Origin of the sequence: Stenotrophomonas sp. ZAC14D1_NAIMI4_1 (genome assembly GCF_003086775.1) — a bacterium.
Classification (GTDB): Bacteria; Pseudomonadota; Gammaproteobacteria; order Xanthomonadales; family Xanthomonadaceae; genus Stenotrophomonas.
Window position 1 is genome coordinate 558,225 of record NZ_CP026001.1, and the last position, 26,098, is coordinate 584,322.

Consider the following 26,098-nt stretch of genomic DNA (forward strand, 5'->3'; position numbering starts at 1 on the left):
TCCTTAGTGCCCTTGATGACCTTTGCGCTCCGCAATGGCCATCCAGAACTGCTCATCCAGCGACTCAAGCGCCATGACCGGCGAATTTCCAATTTGAACCGCAGCTTCCATGTGCCGCTTCACTTCAATGTCATTATCGAAGTTTTTACCAACGAGGTAACTGTGAAGTGCATAACTGACCATCTCGTAGTCACTCTGCAGCTTCCAGCGTCGCTCACCATCCCGGATATCGCGATCGATCCTGGTGCAATCAATGTTTCGATAGGACGTCGGATCAAGATCAAGAGCATCTAACACTTTGTTGATACGCCCAAAGTGCTTGAACCGACGTGTGTCTAAAGCATCGCGACCCATCGTCTCTCGCAGCACCTCATCCAATACAAGCACTTCAGCCCTGCCACCCCGGGCAATCCAGCACCACCGCTCGGCCGGGAGAATCAGATGACTGATCTCATCAGAACTTATGAACTGGCGCAGCAGGTCCATGACCCTCGGGTCCCAAAAACGGAATAATTTTCGTTCGCCGTCAGAATATGTAATTGCACTACGAGCGAGACGTCTCGCCATCTCGATAGCGGAAGCCTTACCCGCTATGAAAGCACAGACAGATCGCGCTCCAGCAGGAAGTGATGAATCCCCCTCTACTTCGCGCATCGCGCGGGCAAGTGCAGCGTCAATCAATGGATCCCGCCCGACTTCGCGGACAGGAACCAGATAGGGGCAGTGAGCTTCGCTGATCAATGTTGGATCGATAGGTACTCTGGTCCGCCGCCTCTCGCCGCACTCCAGCTCCGGTAGCGGGTCCACTAGAGTTGGATCGATCAAGAGATGGAAATTCCAACGTCTCGCGCCGTCGACATCGCGGATCGCGTCGGCGATGATCTCCAGCGCCACATCGCTTGCATTAGACAATTGCTGCTCCATCCGCCGCAGCAGCCTGGTTTTTGTAATCGCATCCTCTGAATGCACCCGAGGGCACCTTCCCTTCCCCCGCCACACTCGCCGGCCCCACCCACTCCCGCTGGCTCGCCTTGAACTCCACCTTCCCCGGCGCGCCCAGCTCGATGTTGTCGCCCTCGATCCGGAGGTAGGCCCCCGCCGCCGTCGCCAGCAGGTGCTTGCTCGGCGCCGACAACATCACGTCTGCTTCCGTGCTGGCAATGCGCACCTGGGTCTTGGCCGCCACGATCGCCTGGTTCTTGTGCGCGCGTGCGCTCACCTTGCCCTGCGCGGCGTGCAGTGCGATGCCGCGTTCCTGGTTCGGGCTCTCGCCGCTGGGCTGCACACCGGCGGTGTACAGCACCAGGCCGCCGGCAACCGCCAGCGTCAGCGAGCCCTGCGTCATCCAGTTCAGCGCCACGCCGCTGGCCAGGGTGGTGTGCGTTCCGCTCACCCAGACCTGGTCGGCCGGGGTCAGGCTCAGCACGCCGGCCACGCCACTGCCCAGCAGAATCGGGGCGCTCCAGCCCGGCGCTTCGCCATCGCCCCCGGTGATGCTGCCGGCCGTGCTGCCGCTGTGGGTCGCACGCAGGTGTTCCTGCAGCTCGCCCAGCGTGGTGTCCGCGGGCAGCTCGGCCGGGTCGCTCGGCAGCTGCGCCTGCTGGTTGGCCGCCGATTCGGCCAGCTGCTGCAGCAGCTGCTGCCCTTCCTGCAGCTGCGCCAGCGCCTGCGGCGCGGCCATCTGCGGCGTGCCCTGCTCGGTGGTCAGCAGCAGGCCGCGGCCAGCGCGCAGTGCGCCCTGTGCCTGCGTGGCCAGCTCCACGCCAAAGCCACGCTCACCGTCGCGCACGTTGTCCTGGCCGCCCTTCAGGTGGCCCAGCGTCAGCGTGGTCTCGTGCTGGGTGGTGGACAGCTGGGCGCGGCCCTGCCCGGGCGTGTCGTCGAAGCGCAGCTGCTGGTAGCCGCCGGTGCCGCCCTGGCTGTCAGCCAGCGCCTGGCTCTTGAAGCCGGTATACACCGCCGCGTGGTCATTGCCCTCGAACCACGCCGCCGCGTTGCCGGTGGCGTTGCCGCCACCGCCGTTGATCTGGTTGTGCTGCGCATCCTGCTGGCCACGGCCGTTGTAGACCGCACCGACCACCACCGGGCGATCAATGTCGCCTTCCAGGAACGCCACCAGCACTTCCTGCCCGCGCCGTGGCAGCACCACGCCGCCCCAGTTGTCGCCGGCCCACGGGGTCATCACCCGCACCCAGGTCCAGGCACCGCCGTTGGCCGGGGCGTTGTCGTCCCCACCCGGGTGGGCCAAACCGTTGCTGGCGTTGCCGCCGCGCTGCCACGGAAACTGCACCTTGATGCGGTGATCGCGGTCGGACAGCAGCGGATCGCCATCGCTGACCACGATCGCGCTGAGCGTGCCGGTGATCGTCGGCCGCGGATGCAGGTGCGCGCCGTGGCCATCCTCGGTCTGCGGGCGATAGACCACCTCAGCCGGAATGGCCACGAAGCGGTTGTCGTAGAAGGCGGTGGACACCTCGCCGGGGGCATCGCCATAGGCCAGCCCGGACAGTGCGCCGGGCAGTGCCGGAGCCGCGACGCTGGCCGGGCCCAGGGTCTTCTCCAGCGCATCAAACACCTCGGCATCGAGGTTGTTGCGCGCCTGGTGCCGCACCGACAGGCACAGGAAACGGGCGTCCTCACCCACCTGCGGGTGCTGCGACAGCCCGAATCGTGCGCCGGGCGCCAGCACGCGCCACTGGCCGGCGCCGTCGATGGTCTGCGCGCGCACGCGCAGTGCATCCAGGTGCTGCTGTGCGCGGCGCTGGCCGCGGGCATTGTCCTGCCAGCCGTAAGGACCGCAGGTATCACGGTCGATGATGCCCAGGTCGTTGCGCTGCCCGGCCTCGGCACTGGCCTGACGGCGCTCCAGGGTGCGGTAATCCCAGGTGGCACGCTCGACCTTGCCCGGCCGCCAGCGGTTGGCGGTGGACCATTGCTGCACGCTGTCGCTGCGCTCGCTCTCGTCGCGGCGGTGGAAACGCACCACGCCCAGCTCGGCGGTGTCGTGGCTGTGGTCGGCCAGCACCAGCGTGTGCGTACCAAAGTCCGCGCCGCCGGGCTCGCCGGCATGCTCGAACCAGTAATAGATGCCTTCTTCGGCCAGCAGGCGCTGGATGAAGGCCAGGTCGCTTTCCTGGTACTGGGTGGTCAGGCTGCGCCGCGCGTACTGGCTGGCATCGCCCAGCGACCAGCGCCAGGCCGGCGCCAACGCGCCGTAATCGGCGAACAGGTCCTCTACGATCTCGACCACGGTCTTGTCATGGAAGACGTAGCTGTCCACCCGCTGCGACAGGAAGGCCAGCCAGGGCTGCAGGCGCAGCCGGTAGCGCGCCAGGCCGCCATTGCTGCCCAGCCGCTCGGCGGCGGTGATGCGTCCATGCAGCGGCCGCACGCTGCCGTCGGCCTGTTGCAGCTGCAGCAGCGCGCCCTGCCCGATCAGCGGTGCCAGTGCCAGGCTCGCATCCAGCGACAGCGCCGTGATCGTCCACTGGAAGCCGATGCCGTCGATCTGCTCGACGCCATCGAGGGTTTCGGTCACCAGTACATCGCTTCCCAGCGACGTATGCAGTCGCAGGAAGCGCTGCGCGTGTGACGGGCCGGCCAGTGCCGCCCGCAGGCTGTTTACCAGTTCCATGGTGTTTTCCCGACGTCCTGAATTTCAAGGTGGTCTGCATGCGACGTACGCATCGGCAGCCTCCGCTTCCCGCTTCCGCGTGGCCTACGCCCCTCCCGGGCCGCAGGCGCACACGGCCATCAGGCCGCTTCCGGACGGAGCCCGTTCCACGAACGGACGCGGTCGAGCTCACGACCCAGGCCCAGTTTCAGGCTGTCGCAGCGGTCAAGGGCTACTTCGCAGTCAAGTCCAAAGAATTCCACCAGCGTTCTCCTTTCGCTCAGTGTCATGACACTTTTGAAGCCACCCTTCTTGCCGGCGGTGACTTTGATGGCGTTGATCCGGCTCCCCTCGGCCATTGCTGCCAGCAAGCGGACGTCGAGGACGCCGCCTTGGGCGCAGGGCCGCCACGAGTCAGCCGGCGAACTGGCTCCTCGACACGGCTGATGTGAGCCTCATGCCGCACTGCTTGCCCAGCGCTGTTCACCCAAGCGCCACCCTTCAGATCAGACCGGCCGACGGTCTGGCTCGAACTGCGCCATGACCTCCGGCTCGACCAGTCTCAGAGGGTCATTGGCATCGATCGCGCATTCGTCCTCTACCCACTGCGGCCACACTGGCATACGGCAGGATTTCAGGACCAGCCAGCGGCACAGAACGAGAGGCAACAGCAGCGGCATCAACACGAATCGGGCACCCAGCATGGCGGGCCCCAGGCTGGCAACCACGAACAGATAGCAGTTGCGCCAGGACGGCTTCACCGAGAGGTTCATCTGCCGGTCGTCGATGCTGTCGACCACGGCCTCCGGTCCATTCTCCATGTAGCGCCTGACGAACTCCCAGATTCCCTTGATCTTCTGCTCGTCATCGAAGTAGTGCCCGACGGCGAAGGTGCGCTTGACCACCCGGTCGTCAACGATGCTGCAGCGCAGGTCGCGCAGGAAGTCCTGGGTGGTTCCCCGACCGATGTAGAACACCGCGTCATCCCACGGCACCCGGACTGCCCCTTCCTTGCCTCCGGTGAAGAAGTAGACCATCCGGTTACGGCGATTGAATCGCGTCGGATACCAGACGTACGTGAAGAACTCGTACTTGAGTGTCGTGTGCCAGAACAGTACAGGAGCGCCAACAACGCACACTGCAACCATGGCATACATGACCCAGTCCCAGAAGTCGCCTTCCAGATTCGGAATCACCAGGGTGAACAGGAGGAAGAAGCCGAGCAGGAACAGCCCGATGGTTCCAAGCAGGACCATGGTGGTGGACACCATGCCCCGCAGCCTGAAGCGCCGATCAATCAGGTCGACGTATGTCGAATTGAAGTGAACCAGCGAAGCTCTCTCGTCGGGAGCGACGTCCTGCTCGACCTTGGGACTGAAGCGCGAGGCATTCTCCTGGGGCGAAAGGAAACCACCTTCGGGAAACTCGCGCATCCAACCGGTATACATCAATCCTCCTCACCCAAAGCCTGCAGGCCACTCATCTCATCCTGAAGCGTATCGAATTTCCGGCTCTTGTGCTTTCCGAAATAGGAGGCATCCAGCCACTTCTGGATCTTCGTCGGTTTGAAGTAGGCAACGATCAAAGTGATGATCGCGACCACCAGGCCGATGATCAAGCCAACGAAAGCGAACGTGGTGAACAGCAGGATCGCAGCGATGATGCTTGCCAGGCCGAGGACGATCATGCAGATGCCATAGCCACGCGAAAGGCCGATGTCCTGGTAGCCATCAATGATGCTCAGCGTACCTCCGATCAATCCCGCGGCGGCACCAAGGAACTTGCCGATGCCGCCCAACAATCCCGCCCTGCTGCTCAACTGGCCCGAAAGTGCCCGCAGCCTTATGCCGTGGCTGCCAGCCCACCACGGATGCTTCTTGGCGACGCCCGCACTCAGCTCCATCAAACCGCCCGTCAGGCCAGCGACGCCACCTGCGAAGTTGGTTATCTTCACGTCCTTCTCTTCGGCCTTCGCCTTCCTCATCTCGTCCCACGCTCGTCCAAGACTGAACGCGGTGAAGATGTTGGAGACGACGCCCACCTTGAAATCGAGATCGAAAACGCGCCTGACATTGCGCTGCAACAGGGCGTCGAACTCTTCGTGCCGGACGATGACGGACTGGGAAATATGCAGATCGCGCTGAGCGCCCCGCATCTGCACCAGCCTCTGCGCCTCGCTTTCATCCACGATCAAGAAGGCCTGATAGGGGTAGCGTCGGCCTCGGGCGTCCTCCATGTTGTCCAGCGATGCGCGCACTGCACTACGGTACTGATGCGAGTTCCCGCCAGAGATGCTCGCCAGTGCCGAGGCCACCATTCTTGTAGCCTGCTTTCGCGTTGCCTCTGTGCGCAGATCGATCAGTCTCAGTCTTGTGTTTGGATCTTCTGTCTTTGCAAGGGCTCCGAGCAGTGAGATGACGCGTCGTTCAGGCAGCTTTGCAGCCATCCAGCCAATCGCACCGTCTCCAAGCCCACTCAGTCTTGAAACAACGGGTCCACTGATCTGATACGCATACTTTGCAATGGCATGCATGGCCACCTGCATCCACTTCCCGCCAACAGGCGCCGGACCGCCCGCCATTGCAGACTTGTAGCCGTCGCTGGTCAGTACGGTATTGAATACACCCCAGATCTTCTCAGACGCATCCGCCCAACTGGTGCCGTCCTTGTTGATGGCACCATCCTTCATGGCCGCGGCCCAGCCCTTGATGATCTCTTCCTGGTTCGCCGCCAGGGCACGGACCTCTACGGATCCCGGCTTCTCGGGATCCTCTCCGAGACGGTCCATGAGGAAGCGCATGACACTCGCCCTGGCCGTGGCGTCGGTGATCACTAGCATTGCCTTGTGCACATAGGCGATACCGCTGTCTATGTTTCGCTTGTCGAAATTGTGAATGAAGTGATTTCTGTACGCGTCAGAGCCCATCCACGCCAGGTATGCAACATCGAGCGGCTCGACCGTTGCCTTCTCGAAGGCAGACAGTTCAGCCGGGTACTCGACCTCGATGTATTGCTTCTTCTTGGTGTTGTCGAACAGATCGATGTGATCGCTCTGCCAGGCATCGGTTCCGAGACGGTCAGCCTCTTCCTCGGTGATGTAGCCCGCATACTCCATCTTCTCGCCGGCATTGCGCCCCCGGTAGGCACCACTGGAGTGCGCTGGGAACAGGGTGCCGAAGATACCGGCAACCGTGGAACGCGTTTCACTGGTTCGCTGCACTGCATTGTGCCGCACCGCCATGGCAATGGCATCGATCGCCTGCGCGCTCTCCCGCTTCCAACGACGCAAGGGCTCGTTTGTCCATGCATGGGTACGACGGATGATCTGGGAGTTCAGATCCATCGCAATCCCGATCGGATCGTCAAGCGCGACCATCGCCACCTTGATGTCCTTGCCAGCCTGCCTTGCTGCCTCAAGCAACTGTGGAACCTGCCCAACCGCACTGTTGAATGGACTCAGGGAATCGGCAAACGCTGGTGACGAGCTCTGCTGGCCGGCATCAAGCCCCAACGGCCATGCGAAACGGATCGGCTGCATCATCCGTTCAAACAGATCACCGCCAACCTTGAACTCCGCCACCTCCGCGTGATGCGCGGCCAACGCGCCTGCATGCGGCTGCTCCGCTTCGCCCTTGGACTGGCACCAGGCCGCACCGTCGAACTTGCGCATGTTCGCCTGCCGCACCGCAGGCTTGTCCATGTGCTCTTTCAGTACGGCAGCTGTCCATGGCGTATCGCAGAACGCCATCCACACATTGCCGACCCTGCCTGGGATGTGCGCATCGGGAATGGGAACGCACCGCGCCATCTCCGAGGTTGCCCGACGACCGCAGGGAGCATTGTCCAGGTCCTCCAGGCTTGGCGGCTGGGAACTGTGGATGTCGAATTCCGTCAGATAGCCCTTGGCGTCTGCCAGATAGGCCTTCCAGCCCCTCGCGCCAAGATGCTCATTGAAGACATACACATACCCTTCCCGCACTGTGCGCAGGGTGTACTGTGCGAGCGCACGAGGCAGCTGCACGGCACTTCCCCCACCAGCGAAACTGCCTGCAAGCTGCGGCGCCTGCGCCCACGCATTGACATCCGTTCTGGCGACGGCATAGCGCAACGGCATCAACAGGAGGCCCTTGCGATCACAGGCAGGACAGTGCTTGGTGAGATCCTCGCAGGGAGAAAGCACCTTTGCAGTGCTGCCGGCGCCGGCCTCACGCTTGGTCGCAGCTGTCTTCTCGTTGTCCCACTGGCCGCCCTGGTCCGTCGCTACGAACCTGTAGGTGGCCTTCCAGGCTTCCTTCTTTCCCGCGGGGCGCTCTCGATTGCCCCACACATAGATCTGTCGACCGTCGCTGGTGCTGTAGCACTCACAGGTGACCAAATTCCGCTCGGCAAAGTACTTGAGCGAGGTTCGTCCCTCGCCATCGGGTTCGGAAACCACATACCAACCTGGCTTGAACTCAGACATTTCCCACTCCTGTGATTTCGTTTTCCGGCCATCGCCGCGCGGATTCCGGCGCAGCCTGGTCCGCCGTTTCCATGCTACGGGTCAGTGCTTCAAGATCCAGGTCGGCAGTTGCACCCAGATAGGTTCCTCCGCTCTGCCGCATGTCGCTGAGACACCGCTTCATGACTGGATGCAGGAACAAGGCATCGCCATGGAGAACCGCGTCGACGGCAAATGCCTGCTGGTCCTCCGTCGAAACCATTCCTTCCTGCTCGATCGCCCGACGCAGCGCCGCATCGATGCGCTCATGGAGAGCGGAGGACGCCAGCGTGCCCGGTGCGAGCCTGGCGATCTCGCGAGCAGTCCGGTTGACCAGCTCGACTCTGAAGACCGCATCCCATTGCGACTCGCTCCAGGATTCGTCGTGCGGTTTGTCCTCTGCCGGCCGCGCCGTACACGTCCAGGTGCCGAGATCGAGATCCCGCCAGCACCACACATCGATCGACCCCATCAAGCCGTGCAGCTGGGCAGGCGAAAGAATCCGCGGAAGGTGCATGAAGACGCGGGGATCATGGAGTCTGATCCAGTACCGGTCACTGCCCGGCTTCCGCCGGAACATCATCGAGCGAAGGTGGCTGGCAACCTGATCAACCGGGGCATTGCTTCCAAGCAGTGCCAGAAGACCGCGCGGTTCACCTGTCACATAGGTGCTTTCGAGCTCATCAAGCAGCGCCACTCGCAGATCCGGACTGGCTCCATCAAGCAAGACCAGGTGCGGACACGTCCCCGCCGGCAAGGCGACAGCCTGGGGCTCCAGGCTGAGCGTCCGGAATGAGCTCAGCAACGGGACGAGATCCAGCACCGATTCGCTGATGATGGCAATGGGATACTCAAGGATCTGCCTATGTGAGAAACCCATGGCATCAGCTCACTGGCACAACGGCTGCGCCCGCGCGTTCCGCGTTGGCCGCCTTGGTCGGACACAGAGCAAGCTTGCCATCGTTGGACTTCGCTTCCCCCGGCACACTCGCTGGTCCCACCCACTCCCGCTGGCTCGCCTTGAACTCCACCTTCCCCGGCGCGCCCAGCTCGATGTTGTCGCCCTCGATCCGGATGTAGGCCCCCGCCGCCGTCGCCAGCAGGTGCTTGCTCGGCGCCGACAGCATCACGTCTGCTTCGGTGCTGGCAATGCGCACCTGGGTCTTGGCTGCCACGATCGCCTGGTTCTTGTGCGCGCGTGCGCTCACCTTGCCCTGCGCGGCGTGCAGTGCGATGCCGCGTTCCTGGTTCGGGCTCTCGCCGCTGGGCTGCACACCGGCGGTGTACAGCACCAGGCCGCCGGCAACCGCCAGCGTCAGCGATCCCTGCGTCATCCAGTTCAGCGCCACGCCGCTGGCCAGGGTGGTGTGCGTGCCGCTCACCCAGACCTGGTCGGCCGGGGTCAGGCTCAGTACGCCGGCCACGCCACTGCCCAGCAGAATCGGGGCGCTCCAGCCGGGTGCTTCGCCATCACCCCCGGTGATGCTGCCGGCCGTGCTGCCGCTGTGGGTCGCACGCAGGTGGTCCTGCAGCTCGCCCAGCGTGGTGTCCGCGGGCAGTTCGGCCGGGTCGCTCGGCAACTGCGCCTGCTGGTTGGCCGCCGATTCGGCCAGCTGCTGCAGCAGCTGCTGTCCTTCCTGCAGCTGCGCCAGCGCCTGCGGCGCGGCCATCTGCGGCGTGCCCTGCTCGGTGGTCAGCAGCAGGCCGCGGCCAGCGCGCAGTGCGCCCTGTGCCTGCGTGGCCAGCTCCACGCCAAAGCCGCGCTCGCCGTCGCGCACGTTGTCCTGGCCGCCCTTCAGGTGGCCCAGCGTCAGCGTGGTTTCGTGCTGGGTGGTGGACAGCTGGGCACGGCCCTGCCCGGGCGTGTCGTCGAACCGCAGCTGCTGGTAGCCTCCGGTGCCGCCCTGGCTGTCAGCCAGCGCCTGGCTCTTGAAGCCGGTATACACCGCCGCGTGGTCATTGCCCTCGAACCACGCCGCCGCGTTGCCGGTGGCGTTGCCGCCACCGCCGTTGATCTGGTTGTGCTGCGCATTCTGCTGGCCACGGCCGTTGTAGACCGCGCCGACCACCACCGGGCGATCGATGTCGCCTTCCAGGAACGCCACCAGCACTTCCTGCCCGCGCCGTGGCAGCACCACGCCGCCCCAGTTGTCGCCGGCCCACGGGGTCATCACCCGCACCCAGGTCCAGGCGCCGCCGTTGGCCGGGGCGTTGTCGTCGCCACCGGGGTGGACCAGGCCGTTGCTGGCGTTGCCACCGCGCTGCCACGGAAACTGCACCTTGATGCGGTGATCGCGGTCGGACAGCAGCGGGTCGCCATCGCTGACCACGATCGCGCTGAGCGTGCCGGTGATCGTCGGCCGCGGATGCAGGTGCGCGCCGTGGCCATCCTCGGTCTGCGGGCGATAGACCACCTCAGACGGAATGGCCACGAAGCGGTTGTCGTAGAAGGCGGTGGACACCTCGCCGGGTGCATCGCCATAGGCCAGCCCGGACAGTGCGCCGGGCAGTGCCGGGGCCGCGACGCTGGCCGGGCGCAAGGTCTTCTCCAGCGCATCAAACACCTCGGCGTCGAGGTTGTTGCGCGCCTGGTGCCGCACCGACAGGCACAGGAAACGGGCGTCCTCGCCTACCTGCGGGTGCTGCGACAGGCCGAATCGTGCGCCGGGCGCCAGAGCACGCCACTGGCCGGCGCCGTCGATGGTCTGCGCGCGCACGCGCAGTGCATCCAGGTGCTGCTGTGCGCGGCGCTGGCCGCGGGCATTGTCCTGCCAGCCGTACGGACCGCAGGTATCACGATCAACGATGCCCAGGTCGTTGCCCTGCCCGGCCTCGGCACTGGCCTGGCGGCGTTCCAGGGTGCGGTAATCCCAAGTGGCACGCTCGACCTTGCCCGGCCGCCAGCGGTTGGCCGTGGACCATTGCTGCACGCTGTCGCTGCGCTCGCTCTCGTCGCGGCGGTGGAAACGCACCACGCCCAGCTCGGCGGTGTCGTGGCTGTGGTCGGCCAGCACCAGCGTATGCGTGCCGAAGTCCGCGCCGCCGGGCTCGCCGGCATGCTCGAACCAGTAATAGATGCCTTCTTCGGCCAGCAGGCGCTGGATGAAGGCCAGGTCGCTTTCCTGGTACTGGGTGGTCAGGCTGCGCCGCGCGTACTGGCTGGCATCGCCCAGCGACCAGCGCCAGGCCGGCGCCAACGTGCCGTAATCGGCGAAGAGATCTTCGACGATCTCGACCACGGTCTTGTCATGGAAGACGTAGCTGTCAACCCGCTGCGACAGGAAGGCCAGCCAGGGCTGCAGGCGCAGCCGGTAGCGCGCCAGACCGCCGTTGCTGCCCAGCCGCTCGGCGGCGGTGATGCGTCCATGCAGCGGCCGCACGCTGCCATCGGCCTGTTGCAGCTGCAGCAGCGCGCCCTGCCCGATCAGCGGTGCCAGCGACAGGCTCGCATCCAGCGACAGCGCCGTGATCGTCCACTGGAAGCCGATGCCGTCGATCTGCTCGACGCCATCGAGGGTTTCGGCCACCAGCACATCGCTTCCCAGCGACGTATGCAGTCGCAGGAAGCGCTGGGCGTGTGACGGGCCGGCCAGTGCCGCCCGCAGGCTGTTTACCAGTTCCATGGTGCTTCCCCGACGTCCCGACTTTCAAGGTGGTCTGCATGCGACTTACGCATCGGTTGCCTCCGCTTCCCGCTTCCGCGTGGCCTGCGCCCCTCCCGGGCCGCAGGCGCACACGGCGATCAGGCCGCCTGGACGATCTCTTCCAGCTGCAGGCGCACGCCTTCGCTGATCTTCAGGCGATAGTCGCGGCCACCGGCGGTGATCTGCACTTCACGTGCATTGCTCACCAGCTGCGGCTTGCCCACGACCGGGGCATCCATGTGGATGCGCCAGGAACCGCGGCTGATCTGGGCAGCGATGGTGCGGGCGTCCTGGCGGGCAGCCGGCACGGCGGTGTCCAGCAGTTCGATCACGTGTTCCGGGCGCAGCCGGTTCCACGAACGGACGCGGTCCAGCTCACGACCCAGGCCCAGTTCCAGGCTGTCGCAGTGGTTCAGGGCTGCTTCGCGGTCAAATCCAAAGAATTCCATCAGCGTTCTCCTTTTGCTCAGTGTCATGACACTTTGTATTTGAAGTCACCCTTCTTGCCGGCGGTGACCTTGATGGCGTTGATCCGGTTCCCCTCGGCCATTGCTGCCAGCACGCTTTCGGCGATCTCCGGCAGCAGGGTTCCATTGAGGATGTGGTCAACGTTGCGCGCACCCGAGTCCACTTCGGTGCAACGTGCAAGCACGGCCTCCACCAGGCTGTCGTCCCAGCTGAAGGTGGCCTTGTGATTGGCGATGACGCGGTCGCGGATGCGACCGAGCTTGAGCGTGATGATCTGCACCAGCACGTCATCGTTGATGGGGTAGTACGGCACGACCTTCAGGCGGCCGAGGAAGGCCGGCTTGAAGGTACGCATCAGCACCGGGCGCAGGGCCTCGCCAAGCGCATCGGCTGCGGGGATTTCCTTGGCCGGCTTGTTCAGGCAGGCCTGCATGATCTGCGAGGAACCGATGTTGGAGGTGAGGATGATGAGCGTGTTGCGGAAGTCGATCTCGCGCCCTTCGGCATCATCCATCACGCCCTTGTCGAACACCTGGAAGAACATTTCCAGCACGTCCGGATGCGCCTTCTCGACTTCGTCGAGCAGCACCACGCTGTACGGGTTGCGACGCACCGCCTCGGTCAGCACGCCACCCTCGCCGTAGCCGACGTAGCCCGGCGGCGAACCCTTCAGGCCGGACACACTGTGTGCTTCCTGGTATTCGCTCATGTTGATGGTGACCAGCTTGCGCTCGCCGCCGTACAGGATGTCGGCCAGGGCCAGTGCGGTTTCGGTCTTGCCGACACCGGACGGACCCACAAACATGAACACGCCGCGGGGCTTGTTCGGGTCTTCCAACCGGGCCGTGGCGGTACGCACGCGCTGGGCGATGGCGTCCAGCGCGTGGTCCTGGCCGATCACGCGTTCAACCAGCAGGTTGCCCAGCGTGCGTACCGTGCGGATCTCGTCCTTCACCATGCGGCCCAGCGGAACGCCGGTCCAGGCAGAGACGATTTCGGCCACCACCGTGCCATCCACCTGCAACGGCACCATCGGGGTCTCACCCTGCAGCTCGCGCAGCTCGGCCTGCAGGCGTGCCAGCTCGGCATGCTGCGGCGACTGCACGGGCGCCGCCTTGCCACGCTTGGCGGCAGGCTTGGCGACGGCGACATCACCGTCGCCGTCATCGGCAGCGCCATCGCGCTCGACCGGTTCCGGGCTGCCCTGCTCCAGCTGCTGGCGCAGTGCGGCGATCTTCGTGGCCAGGTCGCGTTCGCGGCCGAGGCGCTCTTCGTTGCTGGCCAGTACCGCCTGCGCCTCACTCTGCTGGACATGCAGTTCCGCCAGGCGCTCGCCATGGTCGCTGCCGCCAGCGGATTCGCGTTGCAGCGCGCTGATCTCTGCGTGCAGTCGATCCAGGTGCTTGCGCGTGTCTTCGATGATGGCCGGCGTGGCACTCTGGCCCAGCGCCACCTTGGCGCAGGCCGTGTCGAGCACGCTGACCGCCTTGTCCGGCAGCTGGCGGCCGCTGATATAGCGGTGCGACAGGCGCACGGCTTCGGTCACGGCTTCGTCCAGCACGCGGATGTTGAAGTGCGACTCCATCAGCCCGACCATGCCACGCAGCATGGCGGCAGCCAGTGCTTCGGTGGGTTCCTCCACCTTGACCACCTGGAAGCGCCGCGCCAGGGCGGCATCCTTCTCGAAGTACTTCTTGTACTCGCTCCAGGTGGTGGCCGCGATGGTGCGCAGCTCGCCGCGGGCCAGTGCCGGCTTCAGCAGGTTGGCCGCGTCGTTCTGGCCGGCCGTGCCACCGGCACCGATCATCGTGTGCGCTTCGTCGATGAACAGGATGATCGGATGCGGGCTCTTCTTGACCTCATCGATGACGTTCTTCAGGCGGTTCTCGAACTCGCCCTTGACGCTGGCACCGGCCTGCAGCAGGCCCATGTCCAGGGTGTGCAGCTCGACGCCCTGCAGGACATCGGGCACGTCCTTGTCGGCGATGCGCTTGGCCAGGCCCTCGACCACGGCGGTCTTGCCGACGCCGGCTTCGCCGGTGAGGATCGGGTTGTTCTGGCGCCGGCGCATCAGGATGTCCACCACCTGGCGGATCTCACCGTCGCGGCCGATCACCGGGTCGATCTTGCCCTCGCGTGCGCGCTGGGTCAGGTTGGTGGTGAACTGGTCCAGCGCCGGAGTCTTGGACAGGCCGCCCTTGGCCTCCCCTGCCCCCACCTCGTCGCCTTCGGCCGGCTCGCCGGTTGCCGACGCGTCGGCGAAGCGGACCGTCTGCACGGCTTCCTGCGAACCTTCGGTCAGCTTGGCGAAGTCGTGCTTAAGCTCATCGCGCTTGAAGCGCACGAACAGCTTCGAGCCGCGGTAGGCCAGCTGCGCCAGATCGGGCTCGGTCAGCAGCGCCAGCAGCAGGTGGCCGCTGCGGATGCGGGTGGTTTCCGAATCCAGCGATGCGATCAGCCAGGCATGCTCGAACAGCTTGGGAATATGCTGGGAAAACACCGGCGTGCGGCTGTTCCCGTTCTTGAACTGGCTGATCTCGTCGTTGAGATCGCGCTCCAGCGACTCGGGCAGGATGCCGCTGCGGCGTGCGATCAACACGAAATCGCTTTGCGGCTGCTCGAGCAGCGCCAGGAACAGATGTTCCAGGTCCACCTCGTAGTTGCCGCGCGCCATGCACAGGTTCGCAGCCCGCTCGGCCGCCTGGCGGCAGGTGTCGTCCAGCTTGCTGATCAGGGTTTTGAGGTTGATGCTCATGCGGAAACGCGCACTCCTTGCTGGAACCGTTCAGGGGCCGGCGGCGCGACGGCCACCGGCAGGTTGTCATTGCAGCGTGTGGATGCCATAGGTGGTGTCCTCACGCGAAGTCACCTGCGGCTGGGTGCAGAGGTAGCTGTCCCAGCCAAGGCGGGCGCCACCGCCACTGCCGAGTGCGCTGCCCTGCACATCCTCGGCACGCAGCACCAGCCGTACTTCGTATTCAAGAATGCCGCCAGTCAACAGCGACAGCCATTTGGCCAATGCTTCGGCAGCACTGCCGCCGGGCAGGAAATCATCGAACTGATCGCGGCGCAGCGGGCCGATGCGCAGGCGCAGGCGCAGGTCGCGCTGCCAGACCCGGTCGCCGGCCAGCGCGCTGGCGCCAAGTACGGCGTTGGCCTGGCCCAGGCGGGTTGCCTGCCCCGCCGGCACCCGGTACCACGCGCCGACGAACTGCTCCACGTGCAGGGGCACCTTGAAGTAGTCCGAAAGCACGCGTTGCATCAGCGCTGCCGACACCGGCCGCTGGCGCACCGCACCGGCGTAGTAGGCCACCGCTTCGTCAAAGATGTCGCCCTTGCCCTCGTGCAGGCGATCGCGCAGCTCGCTCATGCCCATGCCGAGCAGCGACAGCACCAGCGGCAGGAAACGCTCGCGCCGGTCCAGTTCGTACTGCACGGCCAGGCGATGCTTCTTCCAGGCGGCATAGTGCAGCGACACCGCGCGGCTGGAGAAGATGTCCAGGAAGGCACGTGCCGTGCGATCGCGCTGGTACAGCTCGCGCAGCTGCAGGGTTTCGGTGTAGTGCAGCGGCAACGCGCCAGCGGTACCGAGCAGGCCCATGAACTGCGGGGTCAGGTGCACTTCGGCGAGCGTCTCGCCGTGCAGTGCCTCCTCGATCGCCTCCTGCCCCTGCAGCCGGTCGCCCTGCAGCGAATAGACCTCGCCCTCGGCCGAGAGCTCGGTGGCCGGGAAACCCAGCGAGAGCGAATTGCGGAAGCGCACCCGCATGGGCACGGCCTGGCCGGGCTTGACGCCCTGCCGCTGGAACACCTGCTCGAGGACCCGGACCGCCTGGAAGAACTGGAAGCGGTGGGGCTCGGCGAGCAGCTGCTGGGCTACGCCAGGATCGATTCGCCGCTGCGCGCTGGGCATCGGACGATCTCCTCCCCGCTGTCGCTGGACACCAGCACCAGTCGAGTAAAGCTGTTGGCATGCACGTACAGTGCAAAGAAGTGGTCCATCACCTGGGCGAAGGCGGCCACACCGGTACCCACGAAATGGGCTTCATTGAGGGTCAACCGGATCTCCAGGCCACGGACCACCGAGGCGAACTGGCGGCCATGCATCCAGGTGGTGACCGGGGTCTGTTCCAGTTCGAGGATGCCGTCGATCTGGCGCGCCGAGACGTTGCTGCCCGACAGGTCGTACAGGCGCAGCATCTCCTTCAGCGCGGGCAGGCCACTGGCCGTCAGCGAAAGCTGGTTCAGGGAAAGATGGGAGATAAGGCGCCACTGGGCATTGCGGCCATGGCGGAAGCGCAGCGGCTTGGTCGGCTTGCGCAGCAGGCTGATCGCCTTGGCCGGGCTGCCGCCCTCGATGTTCAGGTCGCCGCCGGCCACGCCGAAGGCGAGCTGGTTGGGCAGGTCACGATTGCTGCAGGTCAGTTCCAGGCTGACGGTATCGGTCTGCGGCAACACCGGGTTGAACGCCAGGTCGACGAAGCTGATTTCCGTCTCGAAGCCCGGGCTCTGCCGCGCGACGTCCTCGTCACGGCGCGCCACCCAGTACTGGCCGGTGCGCTCGGGATCTTCACCGTGCTGCAGCGAATAGAACGGGCGGAACGCCTGGATCAGCTCGCCCTGCGGGGTCTGCCGGATGCGGTGTACCGAATCGATCGAATGCACCTCATAGGCGAACGCGCGACGCGCATCGGCCAGCACCGGATAGTTGACCGTGCGATGGGTGACCCGGATCGGCTCCCCGCTGGTCTTGAACAGGTTCACGATGGGCGTGCAGCCCAGGCGCAGGTTGTGCGGCCCCAGCTCCTCCAGCACCATCGTTCCGTTGCGGTCCTGCCCCTGCGCGTTGAGCACCAGGTGCAGGGTGAAGCGGCGGCTCGCGCTGGCGATGAGTGCAGGCAGGTGCAGGTCGACGAAGCCGAACTTCTCCGGATAGGCGAACAGTTCGGTCAACAGGCGATAGGCCGGATGCGATCGCGCCGGGAAATCGATCAGCGCCTCGTCGTCGGCGAAGCCGACCGGGCTGAGCGGCACGGTATCCAGGCGGCGCCAGCGGCCATCGCCGTCGGACTCGACGTAGGCCGCCTTCACACCCAGCATCAGTGCGTCGCGCAAGGCAGCGCGCACCGACGGCTCACCATCGAGGAACAGGCGGAGGTGATCGGTGCCCAGCTGGTGGAAGCCCAGCTGGTCGGACAGCAGCTGGAAACCAAGGGAAATCTGCCCGCCGGTACCGGCCGGCAGGGTCGTCGCCATCGGCGCATCGGCCACGCTGCGGTAGACCACCTGCTGCACGCCGATCGGCGCGAGCACGACGTCATAGGCGGTGCGGAAATCGCAGGGCACGCCGCGAACCGGGCGGCTCTGCAGGGCGGTGCCGCGCGGCACCCGTACCGGGGCGCTCAACTTGGACGCCACCCCTTCCATGTCGAAGCAGGCGATGGAACAGGACGGGAACGGCCGCAGGTAATGCGGGTACAGCACGTCAAGCAGCGCATCGGTGAATTCGGGATAGTCATCCTCGATGCGCTTGGAGACGCGTGCGGTCAGCAGTGCGAAGGCTTCGATCAGGCGCTCGACGTGCGGATCCTGGCTGCCGTCGGCAGACAACTGCAGGCGCCCGGCAATCTTCGGATAGCGCTCGGCAAACTCCCGCCCATAGCGGCGCAGGTAGCCCAGCTCACGCTCGTAGTAAGGCAGCAGATCCTGCATCAGGCGGCCTGCGTACGACGTGCGCGGCTGACCTGGTACTGCAGGGTCGAAGGCTGCAGCATCGCGTCGAAGCTGACCGGCTCGCGGGCCGGCTCCAGGTCGAGCAATGCATGGATGGTGAAGTGCAGGCCACCTGCAAACTGGTTGCCTGCATCCAGATGGACATTGACATTGCGCAGGCGCCGCTCATGGCGCGCCACGGCCTGCTCCAGTGAACGGCAGATCGCAGCGCGATCGTACGCATTGGCCAGGCTCATCGCCGAGAAATCCGCCAGACCGTAGGTCAGCAACGATTGACGGCAATTGGGAAATTCCTTCATGTCCCCTTCCTGGAACGCGGCGCGTGAATTCAGCAGCCCCTCCAGGTCGCGGGCAATGGATTCCTTGTACTGCTCGAGCGAAACGGACTTGAATACAGGCCCGCCGGCCGGTTGCTTCGGCGCGTCGTCGAACAGTTTTTCCAGCAGGCTGGGTTCGAGTCCCTTCATTGGACGATCCACTCAGGTTCGGCATCCGTGCGGGCGGCAGCGGTGCAGCAAAGGCGAGGCCGTTCCTGGCCTCACCTGACGATCAGACTGCGATGGCGCACAAGGCGCCATCGCAGCGACACAACATCAAACGGTGTAGTTCGGGATGTTCTTGGTTGCGCTCCACTGTGCCACGGTCTTGCCACCAACTCCGCCTTCCGGCTTCTGCTGCTGGTAAGTCCACTTGATGGCGCCGAAGCTCAACTGAACAACTTCCTGCGGCATGCCTTCCTTGTCCACCGTGGTGGTGACGCGGTGGACCAGCACGTTCAGCAGCTCGACCATGTAGTAATTGATCGCGTTGCCGTCCTTGTCGGCGCGCATGAACTGGATCTGCGCCTTCGGGAAGGTGGTGCCGTTGGAAGCGGCCTGGTTCAGGGCCGTGGAGGCGAGGTCGATCGACTTGGTGATTTCGATCGGGGACAGGTTCACGCGGGCTGCGGTGGTGCCGCCGGAGGTCGACGCGGTGGCCGAACGCGGCTGCAGCAGGTCCTGCGAGAACGACTGGATTTCAATCCAGTCCTTGTGCTTGTCGTCGTGCGACTCGCCCTTGATGGTGTCAATCGAGAGGAAAGCGTGTTGCATATCTGGTCTCCTAAATTCCGTTCTTCCGTGAGATTTGGTGTGCCAGGCGGGGGCCTGGCGGTTAAGGGGGGCTACGCCCTCTTGAAATAAGCGTCACTGCAATCCGGGGGGTGAACTCCCCTGGACGCTTCAGGTACTGCAAATCGTTACGACTTCTTCGCGGACGCCGGCAGTTCGGCGACCAGACGCAACGAGACAGACAGCTCATCGAGCTGGAAATGCGGCCTGATGAAGGCCACCGCGCGGTAGACACCGGGCTTGCCCGGCACCTCCGAAACCTGCACAGATGCCTCGCGGAGCGGGAACTGGGCCTTGGCTTCCTGGGAGGCGTTGTCGTCCAGCAGCACGTACTGGGCGATCCAACGGTTCAGGAATTCCTCGACGTTCCCCGCCGAAGCGAAGCTGCCGATCTTCTCGCGCATCATCGCCTTGAGGTAATGGGCGATACGCGAGACCGCGAAGATGTACTGCAGCTGGGCAGACAGGATCGCGTTGGCATTGGCCGAATCGGTGTTGTACTTCTTCGGCTTCTGTGCCGACTGGGCGCCGAAGAACGCGGCGTAGTCGGTGTTCTTGCAGTGCACCAGCGGCATGAAGCCGAGGTCACTGAGTTCTTTTTCACGACGGTCGGTGATGGCCACTTCGGTGGGGCACTTCAGCGCCACTTCACCGTCGTCGGTACGGAAGGTATGGGTCGGCAGGTCTTCGACCAGGCCACCACCTTCCACGCCACGGATGGCCGCACACCAGCCAAAGCTCTCGAACGCCTGGGTCAGGCGCGCGCCCATGGCGTAGGCGGTGTTGCACCACAGGAACTTGCTGTGGTCGGCGGCTTCGATCTCTTCGACGAAGTTGAAGCCCTCGACCGTGGTGCCATCCTTCGGGTTGTACGGCAGGCGGCCCAGGAAGCGCGGCATGGTCAGGCCGACGTAGCGGCTGTCCTCGCTCTCGCGGAACGACTTCCACTTCGCGTACTCGACCGTGTCGAACACCTTGGCCAGATCGCGAGGCTTGCCCAGATCGGTGAAGGTCTCCAGGCCGAACATGCCTTCACTGGCGGCGGAGATGAACGGTGCGTGCGCGGCAGCGGCGACGTGCGACATCTGCTCGATGAAGTACATGTCCTCCGGCTGGCGGCCGAGGAAGTAGTCACCGATCAGCGCCCCGAACGGCGCACCACCGAAGGTGCCGAACTCTTCTTCGTAGACCTTCTTGAACAGCGCGCTCTGGTCGAAGTCGATGGCGGACTTGAAGTCCTTCACCAGGTCCTTCTGCGGCGAATTGAAGACCTTGATCTTCATGTTCGGGCCGGTGGAGGTCTGCTGGCACAGGTAGTGCAGGCCACGCCAGCTGCCTTCCAGCTTCTGGAAGGACTCGGCGTGCATGACCGCGCTGAGCTGCTCGGAGATGATCCGGTCGATCTCGGCGATGCGCGCGTCGAGCGTCAGGTTGAGGTTGTCGGAGACCACGACGGTGCCGTCCAGGACTTCCTTCGCCAGGGCGGCGATGATGTCCTTGGCGCGGTCGTGCTCGGTCTGCGACTTGGCGACCTTGCTCTTCTCGACGATCTGGTCAAGAAGACCGACGTCTTCCAGTTCGGTGGCCTGGGTGGCCAGTTGGCTGGCTTCGGCTGACATCGATCAGTCCTCCTTGGTCGCGCCGAGCTGCTTCAGCTGCTCGGTGTTGTTGAGCACATCGGTCAGCAGATCTTCCAGCTTCTCGTTGCCAGCCAGCTTGTTGCGCAGATCGGCCAGCTTGGTACGCGATTCGAGCAGGCGGCGCAGCGGTTCGATCTGCTGCACGACGGACTCGGGACGGAAATCATCGATGGAGTTGAACTTCAGCTCGACACCGAATTCGCCGCCCTCGTTGCTGATCTTGTTCGGCACGCGGTAGACCGCGCGCGGCGCGACGCCTTCCATCACTTCATCGAAGTTGTCCAGGTCAACGTTGACGAACTTGCGATCCTTGACCTTGGGCAGCGGCTGTTCCGGATTGCCGCTGAAGTCGCCCATCACGCCGACTACGAACGGCAGTTCCTTCTGCTCGATCGCGTCACCCTTCTCGACGTCGTAGGTGAGCTGGACGCGCGGCGGGCGGATCTTCTGCAGCCGCTTCTGGATGCTTTCCTTCTTGGCCATGTGTGTCTCCTGACTGGGGCCGGTTCCGGATCAGTTGCCGATGTTCTGGAACGGATCGGAGTTGTTCGAACGGGCAGCGGGCTTGGCCGGCTGGGCGGCGGGCTGACTTGCAGCCGGCGCGGCCGAACGCGTCGTGCGGGTGCGGGCGCGGGGCTTGGGCTTGGGCGTCGGGTCGGCGAGGATCGCGTCACCCATCGTGGTGCGCAGGGTGTTGGCCAGCGTCTGCGCTTCCTTGCGGGCGGTATCCGATGCCAGTGCACCACGGCCCTGCAGGCGCGTCAGCGACTGGTTGGCAACGCGGAAGCCCGCAACGGTGATCACGCCATCGGCAACCAGATCTTCCGGGTCGCGCTGCAGGACTTCTTCGGCTGCCACGATGGCACGCGCGTACTGCCCCTGGTCGAACTGCAGCTGCGCGATGCGCACCCACGGTTCCTTGCGGGTCGGGTCAGCCTTGGCGGCTTCCTCGAACGCGGTGATCGCCGCATCGGCGCCACCCACGGTCACCTGCGCCTCAGCGTTGCTCAGCGTCGTCTCGAACGGAACGACTTCTGCCTTCTTCGGCGACGAGGAGCAGGCTGCAAGGCCCGACAACAACATCAGCGCGAACATCGGCCGGTACACAGCCTTCCCCATTGCCTTCACTTCCATAGTGATCCCTCGTCGAAATTAATTCCTGAAGGAAGCCGAATCTCCGCGGGTACAACGCACGGGATTCCTGCCCCATTCGCCGGAAGTGTACATTCGCGAATACGCATCGGTATAGTGAATTTCGTCAAGAATATGGCGGATTTGCTGGACACATTCTTCACATGCCGATGTGATATTCGCGAGGAAAACACGCTGTTTGCGTGACTTTGAACCCACCATCAGAGCCCATCCAACCACATGAATGTGCAGCCCCTCTCATTTCAACGCGTGATATCCGTCACGTTTTTGACGCTGATAATCTCCTCTTCCCTTTCCGGTTGCGCCTCTGACAGCAAGCTGGGCAAGGCGATGGACAAGACCCTGCAGGTCGTTGGCATCCGCGAGGACAAGCCAGAAGCCCCACCCGTCATCCCCCTGCGCCTGTACGCCGGCACCAACCTCAATGCCGGAAACGACAAGCGCGCCTCCGCAGCGGTCGTGAAGATCTACCACCTGCGCAGCCTTCACCGCTTCGAACAGGCCCCCTTCAATGCCTTCCTCGACCAGGCCGGCGAACAGGCCGCACTGGGCGCGGACCTGCTTTCGGTCAATGAAGTGGTGCTGACCCCCGGGGCGCGGCAGGAATTGTCCGAGCAGTTGAGTGAAGGAAGTGCAGTCCTCGGCGTGGTGGCGCTGTTCCGGGCCCCGGCCGAGAACCGCTGGCGGCTGGCCTTCGACACCAAGGGCAAGACGCTTCCCCAGGACGGCGTCACCATCGGCGTGCATGCCTGCGCGTTGACCAGTGACAGCAAGGCCCTGTTGACGCGGATCTCCGGCGATCCCGGCAGCCTCGCATCCATCCGCTGCGCGGGGGCAAAGTGAATGGCTGCCAGAATTCTGGCACTCGAATTCCACGATGGGATAGTATCTGCCACGCGAGGCCAGGCCTCGAACAAGTAAATATGTGGAGTGATTCACACTTTCACATTGAAGCGCCGGGCAGCTGTCATCCTGCCGCACGATAACGGCGGCGCCGCTGGCGCGGGCTTTTTTTTCAAGCTATTTCCAAGGATTGAACGTGGCTTATGTAAGCAGGATGTCGAAGGTTCTCTGGGGTGAAGGACTGTTCCTGCGCCCCCAGCATTTCCAGCGCCAGGATGCGTACCACGAGGCGCGACTGCAGGACCTTTCCCAGACGCTGCACCCGTATGCATGGGGCGCGCGTCGCGTACGTTTCGATCCACACGCCCTGTCCGGTGGCACCCTGCGTCCGCTGGACCTGTCGGCGGTGTTCCCCGATGGCGAAACCTACGACGCCCCCGCCCACGACAGCCTGCCCGACGCGGTGTCGCTGCATGAGCTGCCGCCCGGCATCCAGAGCACCGTGGTCTATCTGGCGCTGCCCCTGCTGCGTGACGATGGCGCCAACTGCGCTGACGCCGAAGGCACGGTGCTGGCGCGGTACCGCCAGGCCAACCGGGACACACAGGACCTGTTCACCGACGCGGTCGAGGCCGAGCTGTCGTACCTGAGCAAGGCCGTGAAGCTGCTTACCGACGACCAGCCGCGCGATGCGTACAGCACCGTCGCGGTGGCGCGCGTGCGGCGCACGTCCAGTGGCGGCTTCGAGCTGGATGACGAGTTCATTCCGCCCTCCGCGCAGCTGCAGGCTTCGCCGTTCCTGCACCGCGAACTGCGGGCGGTGCTCGATGCACTGCAGGCGAAGGTGGATGCGCTTTATGGCCTGCACCGGCAGACGTCGCAGAACATCATCGAGTTCCGCTCGGGCGACATCGCCTCGTTCTGGCTGCTGCACACCATCAACAGTTCCTTCAGTGCGCTGGCCCACCTGCTGCACCATCCGCAGCTGCATCCCGAGCGCCTGCACCAGGAGCTGCTGCGCATGGCGGGCGCACTGCTGACCTTCTCCAACGCCTACCAGCTCAGCGACCTGCCGGTGTACCGCCACGACCAGCCGGAAGCGTCGTTCCGCAAGCTGCTGGAGATCGTGCGTGCCCTGCTGGATACGGTGATCTCGACGCGCTACTTCAAGATCGCGCTCAACGAGGTCAAGCCGTCCTACCACCTGGGCCGGCTGGACTCGCAGCGCATCGACGGCGAGGCCTCGTTCTACCTGTCCGTGTCGGCATCGATGCCGGCGCAGGAACTGATCCAGAGCGTCCCGGTCCGCTTCAAGGTCGGTGCGCCGGACGACGTGGAGAAGTGCGTGCTGTCCGCGCTGCCGGGCGTGAAGCTGGTCCACGCGGCGCAGGTGCCCGCGGCGATTCCGGTGCGCCCGGGCAGCCACTACTTCGAGCTGGATGCACGCGGCGCACTGTATGAGCGCATGCTCAAGTCGCAGTCGCTGATGATCTACGTGCCGGCCGGCATTGCCGAACTGAAGATGGAACTTGTGGCGGTGACCTCATGATGAATTCCCCCCTGCCCCCGACCCCGGGCCCGATGCCTTCGCTGACCGCCAACGGCGCGATGGCCAACCCCACGCCGCAGGCCGCCAACCCGCAGAGCCTGCAGGACCTGATGTCCGACGGCTTCTACCTGCTGCTGCTGCTCAAGCGCGGCCAGCTGCCGAACGATGCCGAAGGCTTCGTGCAGACCGTGCAGAAGTTCCTTGATGGCGTGGAACGCAATGCGATGCGCCTGGGCGTGGCCTCGGAGGATGTCTATGCGGCCAAGTACGCCTTCTGTGCCGCCGTGGACGAGGCGATCCTGTCGCAGCCGTCGCAGCTGCACGAGACCTGGGAGCGCAACCCGCTGCAGCTGCGCATGTTCGGCGAGCACCTGGCCGGCGAGCACTTCTTCGATCGCCTGGAAGAGCTGCGCCGCCAGGGCGCCGCGCGCCTGCCGTCGCTGGAGGTCTACCACTACTGCCTGCTGATGGGTTTCGAGGGCAAGTACCGCCTCGAAGGCACCGAGAAGCTGGGCTACCTGACCGCGCGACTGGGCGATGAAATCGTCTACCTGAAGGGCAAGCGCCACGGCTTCGCACCGCACGCGCTGCCGCCGGACAACGTGCGCCACAGCCTGCGCCGCGTGGTGCCGTTGTGGCTGCCGGCGGTGGTGGTGGGCTGCTTCGGCATCGTTGCCTTCTTCGGCGTGCGCACCTACCTGGGCCACGAGACGCGCCAGCAGCTGGCCGCCTACAACGACGTGGTGCAGATGCCCGAGCGCACCGCCCACATCACGATTACCCTGCCATGAGCCTGATGATATGGACATCCCAAGCTCCTCCCTGCTTGCATCCCTCGCCTCGCTGTCGCACCGCGAACGCCTGATCCAGCTGCAGGGCCCCGAACAGGGCCTGGTGGTCGAGCGCTTCGAGGGCACCGAATCGGTCTGTGGCGACAACCGCCTGCAGATCGACTGCCTGGCGACTGACGCTTTCCTCGACCTCGCGCCCTGGCTGGAACAGCCGCTGGCCCTGCAGCTGCGCCAGGCCGACGGCGCGCTGCGGCAGTGGCATGGCCTGTGCACCGAAGCGGCGCAGCTGGGCAGCGATGGCGGCCTGGCCCGCTACCGCCTGGTCCTCGAACCCTGGACCGCCCTGCTGCGCCTGCGCCGCAATGCGGTGATCTTCCAGGACCAGGACACCCGCGCCATCTGCGAGCAGATCTTCGGCGACTACCCGCAGGCGGTGTTCCGCTTCGACGTGCAGGCCGAACTGCCTGTGCGAGCGATCACCACCCAGTACCGCGAAACCGACTGGGCCTTCGTCACCCGGCTGCTGGCCGAAGCCGGCCTGGCCTGGCGCATCGAGCAGGCGCAGGGCGATGAGGCCGCACACACCCTGGTGGTGTTCGAGCCGGGCGCGGAGCTGCCGGACAGCGGCACGTTCCGCTTCCACCGTGCCGACATGGCCGAGGCCAGCGACGGCATCACCGCCTTCGCCGAGCGCCAGCAACTGGTGCCCAACGCCAGCACCGTGGCCAGCTGGCACAGCGAGCAGGTCAACGCCGTCGCCGCGCAGTCCAGCGCCGATGCCGGCACCCTGCCCGCACTGGAGGTCTACGTGCAGCCACGCGCCGGCCGTTTCGCCCAGCCCGGCTGGGCCAACGCCGAGGCGCAGGCGCGGTTGGATGCGTTACGCGTGGGCCAGGTGCTCTACAGCGGCAGCGGAAGCGAGCGCCAGCTCGGTGCAGGCGCCACCTTTGCCCTGTCCCAGCACCCGCAGCATGCCGGCCAGAGCTTCCAGCTGCTGGCCGTGCAGCACGTGGCGGTGAACAACCTGGACCAGGGCATCGCCGAACTGCTGGGCAACACCGCGCTGGAACGCGGTG

At 64.9% G+C, this 26,098-nt stretch carries 20 protein-coding genes; 4 read left to right on the plus strand and 16 right to left on the minus strand.

All coding sequences use genetic code 11. The features are described 5' to 3' along the window. Positions 1 to 3: 3 nt before the first annotated feature. From C1927_RS02490 to C1927_RS02565, 16 genes are all read right to left on the minus strand, one after another. The gene (locus C1927_RS02490; protein WP_108745852.1) at positions 4 to 924 is read right to left on the minus strand and encodes a DUF4123 domain-containing protein; all 921 of its coding nucleotides are present in this window, start codon (positions 922 to 924) and stop codon (positions 4 to 6) included. Next, positions 905 to 3,634: a type VI secretion system Vgr family protein gene (locus tag C1927_RS02495; RefSeq protein WP_108745853.1), complete on the minus strand. Its 2,730-nt coding sequence runs from the start codon at positions 3,632 to 3,634 to the stop codon at positions 905 to 907. Before C1927_RS02495 ends, C1927_RS02490 begins: the two co-directional genes overlap by 20 nt. Before the next feature lie 119 nt (positions 3,635 to 3,753). After that, a complete protein-coding gene (locus tag C1927_RS02500) occupies positions 3,754 to 3,984 on the minus strand; it encodes a hypothetical protein (RefSeq protein WP_159095285.1) in 231 nt (76 codons plus the stop codon). Between the two features lie 135 nt (positions 3,985 to 4,119). Then, the gene (locus C1927_RS02505) at positions 4,120 to 5,061 is read right to left on the minus strand and encodes a DUF6708 domain-containing protein (protein WP_079222213.1); all 942 of its coding nucleotides are present in this window, start codon (positions 5,059 to 5,061) and stop codon (positions 4,120 to 4,122) included. After that, positions 5,061 to 8,075 (minus strand): T6SS effector BTH_I2691 family protein, encoded by a 3,015-nt coding sequence (locus C1927_RS02510; RefSeq protein WP_108745855.1) that lies wholly within the window; start codon positions 8,073 to 8,075, stop codon positions 5,061 to 5,063. Before C1927_RS02510 ends, C1927_RS02505 begins: the two co-directional genes overlap by 1 nt. Continuing rightward, the gene (locus C1927_RS02515) at positions 8,068 to 8,973 is read right to left on the minus strand and encodes a DUF4123 domain-containing protein (RefSeq protein ID WP_079222215.1); all 906 of its coding nucleotides are present in this window, start codon (positions 8,971 to 8,973) and stop codon (positions 8,068 to 8,070) included. The genes C1927_RS02510 and C1927_RS02515 overlap by 8 nt, the downstream gene beginning before the upstream one ends. Before the next feature lie 4 nt (positions 8,974 to 8,977). Next, positions 8,978 to 11,716 carry a type VI secretion system Vgr family protein gene (locus C1927_RS02520; protein WP_108745856.1) on the minus strand — a complete coding sequence of 913 codons (2,739 nt, stop codon included), beginning with the start codon at positions 11,714 to 11,716 and terminating at the stop codon, positions 8,978 to 8,980. Positions 11,717 to 11,835: 119 nt separating this feature from the next. Continuing rightward, complete coding sequence (locus C1927_RS02525) at positions 11,836 to 12,186, minus strand: hypothetical protein (protein WP_079222217.1); 351 nt, start codon at positions 12,184 to 12,186, stop codon at positions 11,836 to 11,838. A 23-nt stretch (positions 12,187 to 12,209) separates the two neighbouring features. After that, positions 12,210 to 14,960, minus strand: coding sequence for a type VI secretion system ATPase TssH (tssH, locus tag C1927_RS02530; protein WP_108745857.1), 2,751 nt, complete (start codon positions 14,958 to 14,960; stop codon positions 12,210 to 12,212). Positions 14,961 to 15,026: 66 nt separating this feature from the next. Next, positions 15,027 to 16,118 (minus strand): type VI secretion system baseplate subunit TssG, encoded by a 1,092-nt coding sequence (gene tssG, locus C1927_RS02535; protein ID WP_079222219.1) that lies wholly within the window; start codon positions 16,116 to 16,118, stop codon positions 15,027 to 15,029. Beyond that, the gene (gene tssF, locus C1927_RS02540) at positions 16,082 to 17,917 is read right to left on the minus strand and encodes a type VI secretion system baseplate subunit TssF (protein WP_108745858.1); all 1,836 of its coding nucleotides are present in this window, start codon (positions 17,915 to 17,917) and stop codon (positions 16,082 to 16,084) included. Before tssF ends, tssG begins: the two co-directional genes overlap by 37 nt. Continuing rightward, the gene (gene tssE, locus C1927_RS02545) at positions 17,917 to 18,405 is read right to left on the minus strand and encodes a type VI secretion system baseplate subunit TssE (RefSeq protein WP_079222221.1); all 489 of its coding nucleotides are present in this window, start codon (positions 18,403 to 18,405) and stop codon (positions 17,917 to 17,919) included. Before tssE ends, tssF begins: the two co-directional genes overlap by 1 nt. Before the next feature lie 126 nt (positions 18,406 to 18,531). Then, a complete protein-coding gene (locus C1927_RS02550) occupies positions 18,532 to 19,029 on the minus strand; it encodes a type VI secretion system tube protein Hcp (RefSeq protein WP_079222222.1) in 498 nt (165 codons plus the stop codon). A 146-nt stretch (positions 19,030 to 19,175) separates the two neighbouring features. Further along, a complete protein-coding gene (gene tssC / locus C1927_RS02555; protein ID WP_079222223.1) occupies positions 19,176 to 20,666 on the minus strand; it encodes a type VI secretion system contractile sheath large subunit in 1,491 nt (496 codons plus the stop codon). A 3-nt stretch (positions 20,667 to 20,669) separates the two neighbouring features. Next, entirely contained in the window at positions 20,670 to 21,170 is a 501-nt protein-coding gene (gene tssB, locus C1927_RS02560; RefSeq protein ID WP_079222224.1) for a type VI secretion system contractile sheath small subunit, read from the minus strand. A gap of 30 nt (positions 21,171 to 21,200) precedes the next feature. Further along, positions 21,201 to 21,806: a tetratricopeptide repeat protein gene (locus C1927_RS02565; RefSeq protein ID WP_237772072.1), complete on the minus strand. Its 606-nt coding sequence runs from the start codon at positions 21,804 to 21,806 to the stop codon at positions 21,201 to 21,203. Positions 21,807 to 22,058: 252 nt separating this feature from the next. Here C1927_RS02565 and tssJ point away from each other — a divergent pair, with 252 nt between their 5' ends. From tssJ to C1927_RS02585, 4 genes are all read left to right on the plus strand, one after another. After that, positions 22,059 to 22,682 (plus strand): type VI secretion system lipoprotein TssJ, encoded by a 624-nt coding sequence (gene tssJ / locus C1927_RS02570; protein WP_079222225.1) that lies wholly within the window; start codon positions 22,059 to 22,061, stop codon positions 22,680 to 22,682. Between the two features lie 214 nt (positions 22,683 to 22,896). After that, complete coding sequence (gene tssK / locus C1927_RS02575; RefSeq protein WP_079222226.1) at positions 22,897 to 24,231, plus strand: type VI secretion system baseplate subunit TssK; 1,335 nt, start codon at positions 22,897 to 22,899, stop codon at positions 24,229 to 24,231. Beyond that, a complete protein-coding gene (gene icmH, locus C1927_RS02580) occupies positions 24,228 to 25,022 on the plus strand; it encodes a type IVB secretion system protein IcmH/DotU (RefSeq protein ID WP_174208688.1) in 795 nt (264 codons plus the stop codon). The genes tssK and icmH overlap by 4 nt, the downstream gene beginning before the upstream one ends. Positions 25,023 to 25,032: 10 nt before the next feature. Then, the coding region (locus C1927_RS02585; protein WP_159095286.1) for a type VI secretion system Vgr family protein at positions 25,033 to 26,098 on the plus strand (1,066 nt) is incomplete at its 3' end.

Excerpts from the sequence above, each read along its gene's own strand:
- C1927_RS02490 (WP_108745852.1), bottom strand. The coding sequence starts at position 924 with ATGGAGCAGCAATTGTCTAATGCAAGCGATGTGGCGCTGGAGATCATC.
- C1927_RS02495 (WP_108745853.1), bottom strand. The coding sequence starts at position 3,634 with ATGGAACTGGTAAACAGCCTGCGGGCGGCACTGGCCGGCCCGTCACAC.
- C1927_RS02505 (WP_079222213.1), bottom strand. The coding sequence starts at position 5,061 with ATGTATACCGGTTGGATGCGCGAGTTTCCCGAAGGTGGTTTCCTTTCG.
- C1927_RS02510 (WP_108745855.1), bottom strand. The coding sequence starts at position 8,075 with ATGTCTGAGTTCAAGCCAGGTTGGTATGTGGTTTCCGAACCCGATGGC.
- C1927_RS02515 (WP_079222215.1), bottom strand. The coding sequence starts at position 8,973 with ATGGGTTTCTCACATAGGCAGATCCTTGAGTATCCCATTGCCATCATC.
- C1927_RS02520 (WP_108745856.1), bottom strand. The coding sequence starts at position 11,716 with ATGGAACTGGTAAACAGCCTGCGGGCGGCACTGGCCGGCCCGTCACAC.
- C1927_RS02525 (WP_079222217.1), bottom strand. The coding sequence starts at position 12,186 with ATGGAATTCTTTGGATTTGACCGCGAAGCAGCCCTGAACCACTGCGAC.
- tssH (WP_108745857.1), bottom strand. The coding sequence starts at position 14,960 with ATGAGCATCAACCTCAAAACCCTGATCAGCAAGCTGGACGACACCTGC.
- tssG (WP_079222219.1), bottom strand. The coding sequence starts at position 16,118 with ATGCCCAGCGCGCAGCGGCGAATCGATCCTGGCGTAGCCCAGCAGCTG.
- tssF (WP_108745858.1), bottom strand. The coding sequence starts at position 17,917 with ATGCAGGATCTGCTGCCTTACTACGAGCGTGAGCTGGGCTACCTGCGC.
- tssE (WP_079222221.1), bottom strand. The coding sequence starts at position 18,405 with ATGAAGGGACTCGAACCCAGCCTGCTGGAAAAACTGTTCGACGACGCG.
- C1927_RS02550 (WP_079222222.1), bottom strand. The coding sequence starts at position 19,029 with ATGCAACACGCTTTCCTCTCGATTGACACCATCAAGGGCGAGTCGCAC.
- tssC (WP_079222223.1), bottom strand. The coding sequence starts at position 20,666 with ATGTCAGCCGAAGCCAGCCAACTGGCCACCCAGGCCACCGAACTGGAA.
- tssB (WP_079222224.1), bottom strand. The coding sequence starts at position 21,170 with ATGGCCAAGAAGGAAAGCATCCAGAAGCGGCTGCAGAAGATCCGCCCG.
- C1927_RS02565 (WP_237772072.1), bottom strand. The coding sequence starts at position 21,806 with ATGGGGAAGGCTGTGTACCGGCCGATGTTCGCGCTGATGTTGTTGTCG.
- tssJ (WP_079222225.1), top strand. The coding sequence starts at position 22,059 with ATGAATGTGCAGCCCCTCTCATTTCAACGCGTGATATCCGTCACGTTT.
- tssK (WP_079222226.1), top strand. The coding sequence starts at position 22,897 with ATGTCGAAGGTTCTCTGGGGTGAAGGACTGTTCCTGCGCCCCCAGCAT.
- icmH (WP_174208688.1), top strand. The coding sequence starts at position 24,228 with ATGATGAATTCCCCCCTGCCCCCGACCCCGGGCCCGATGCCTTCGCTG.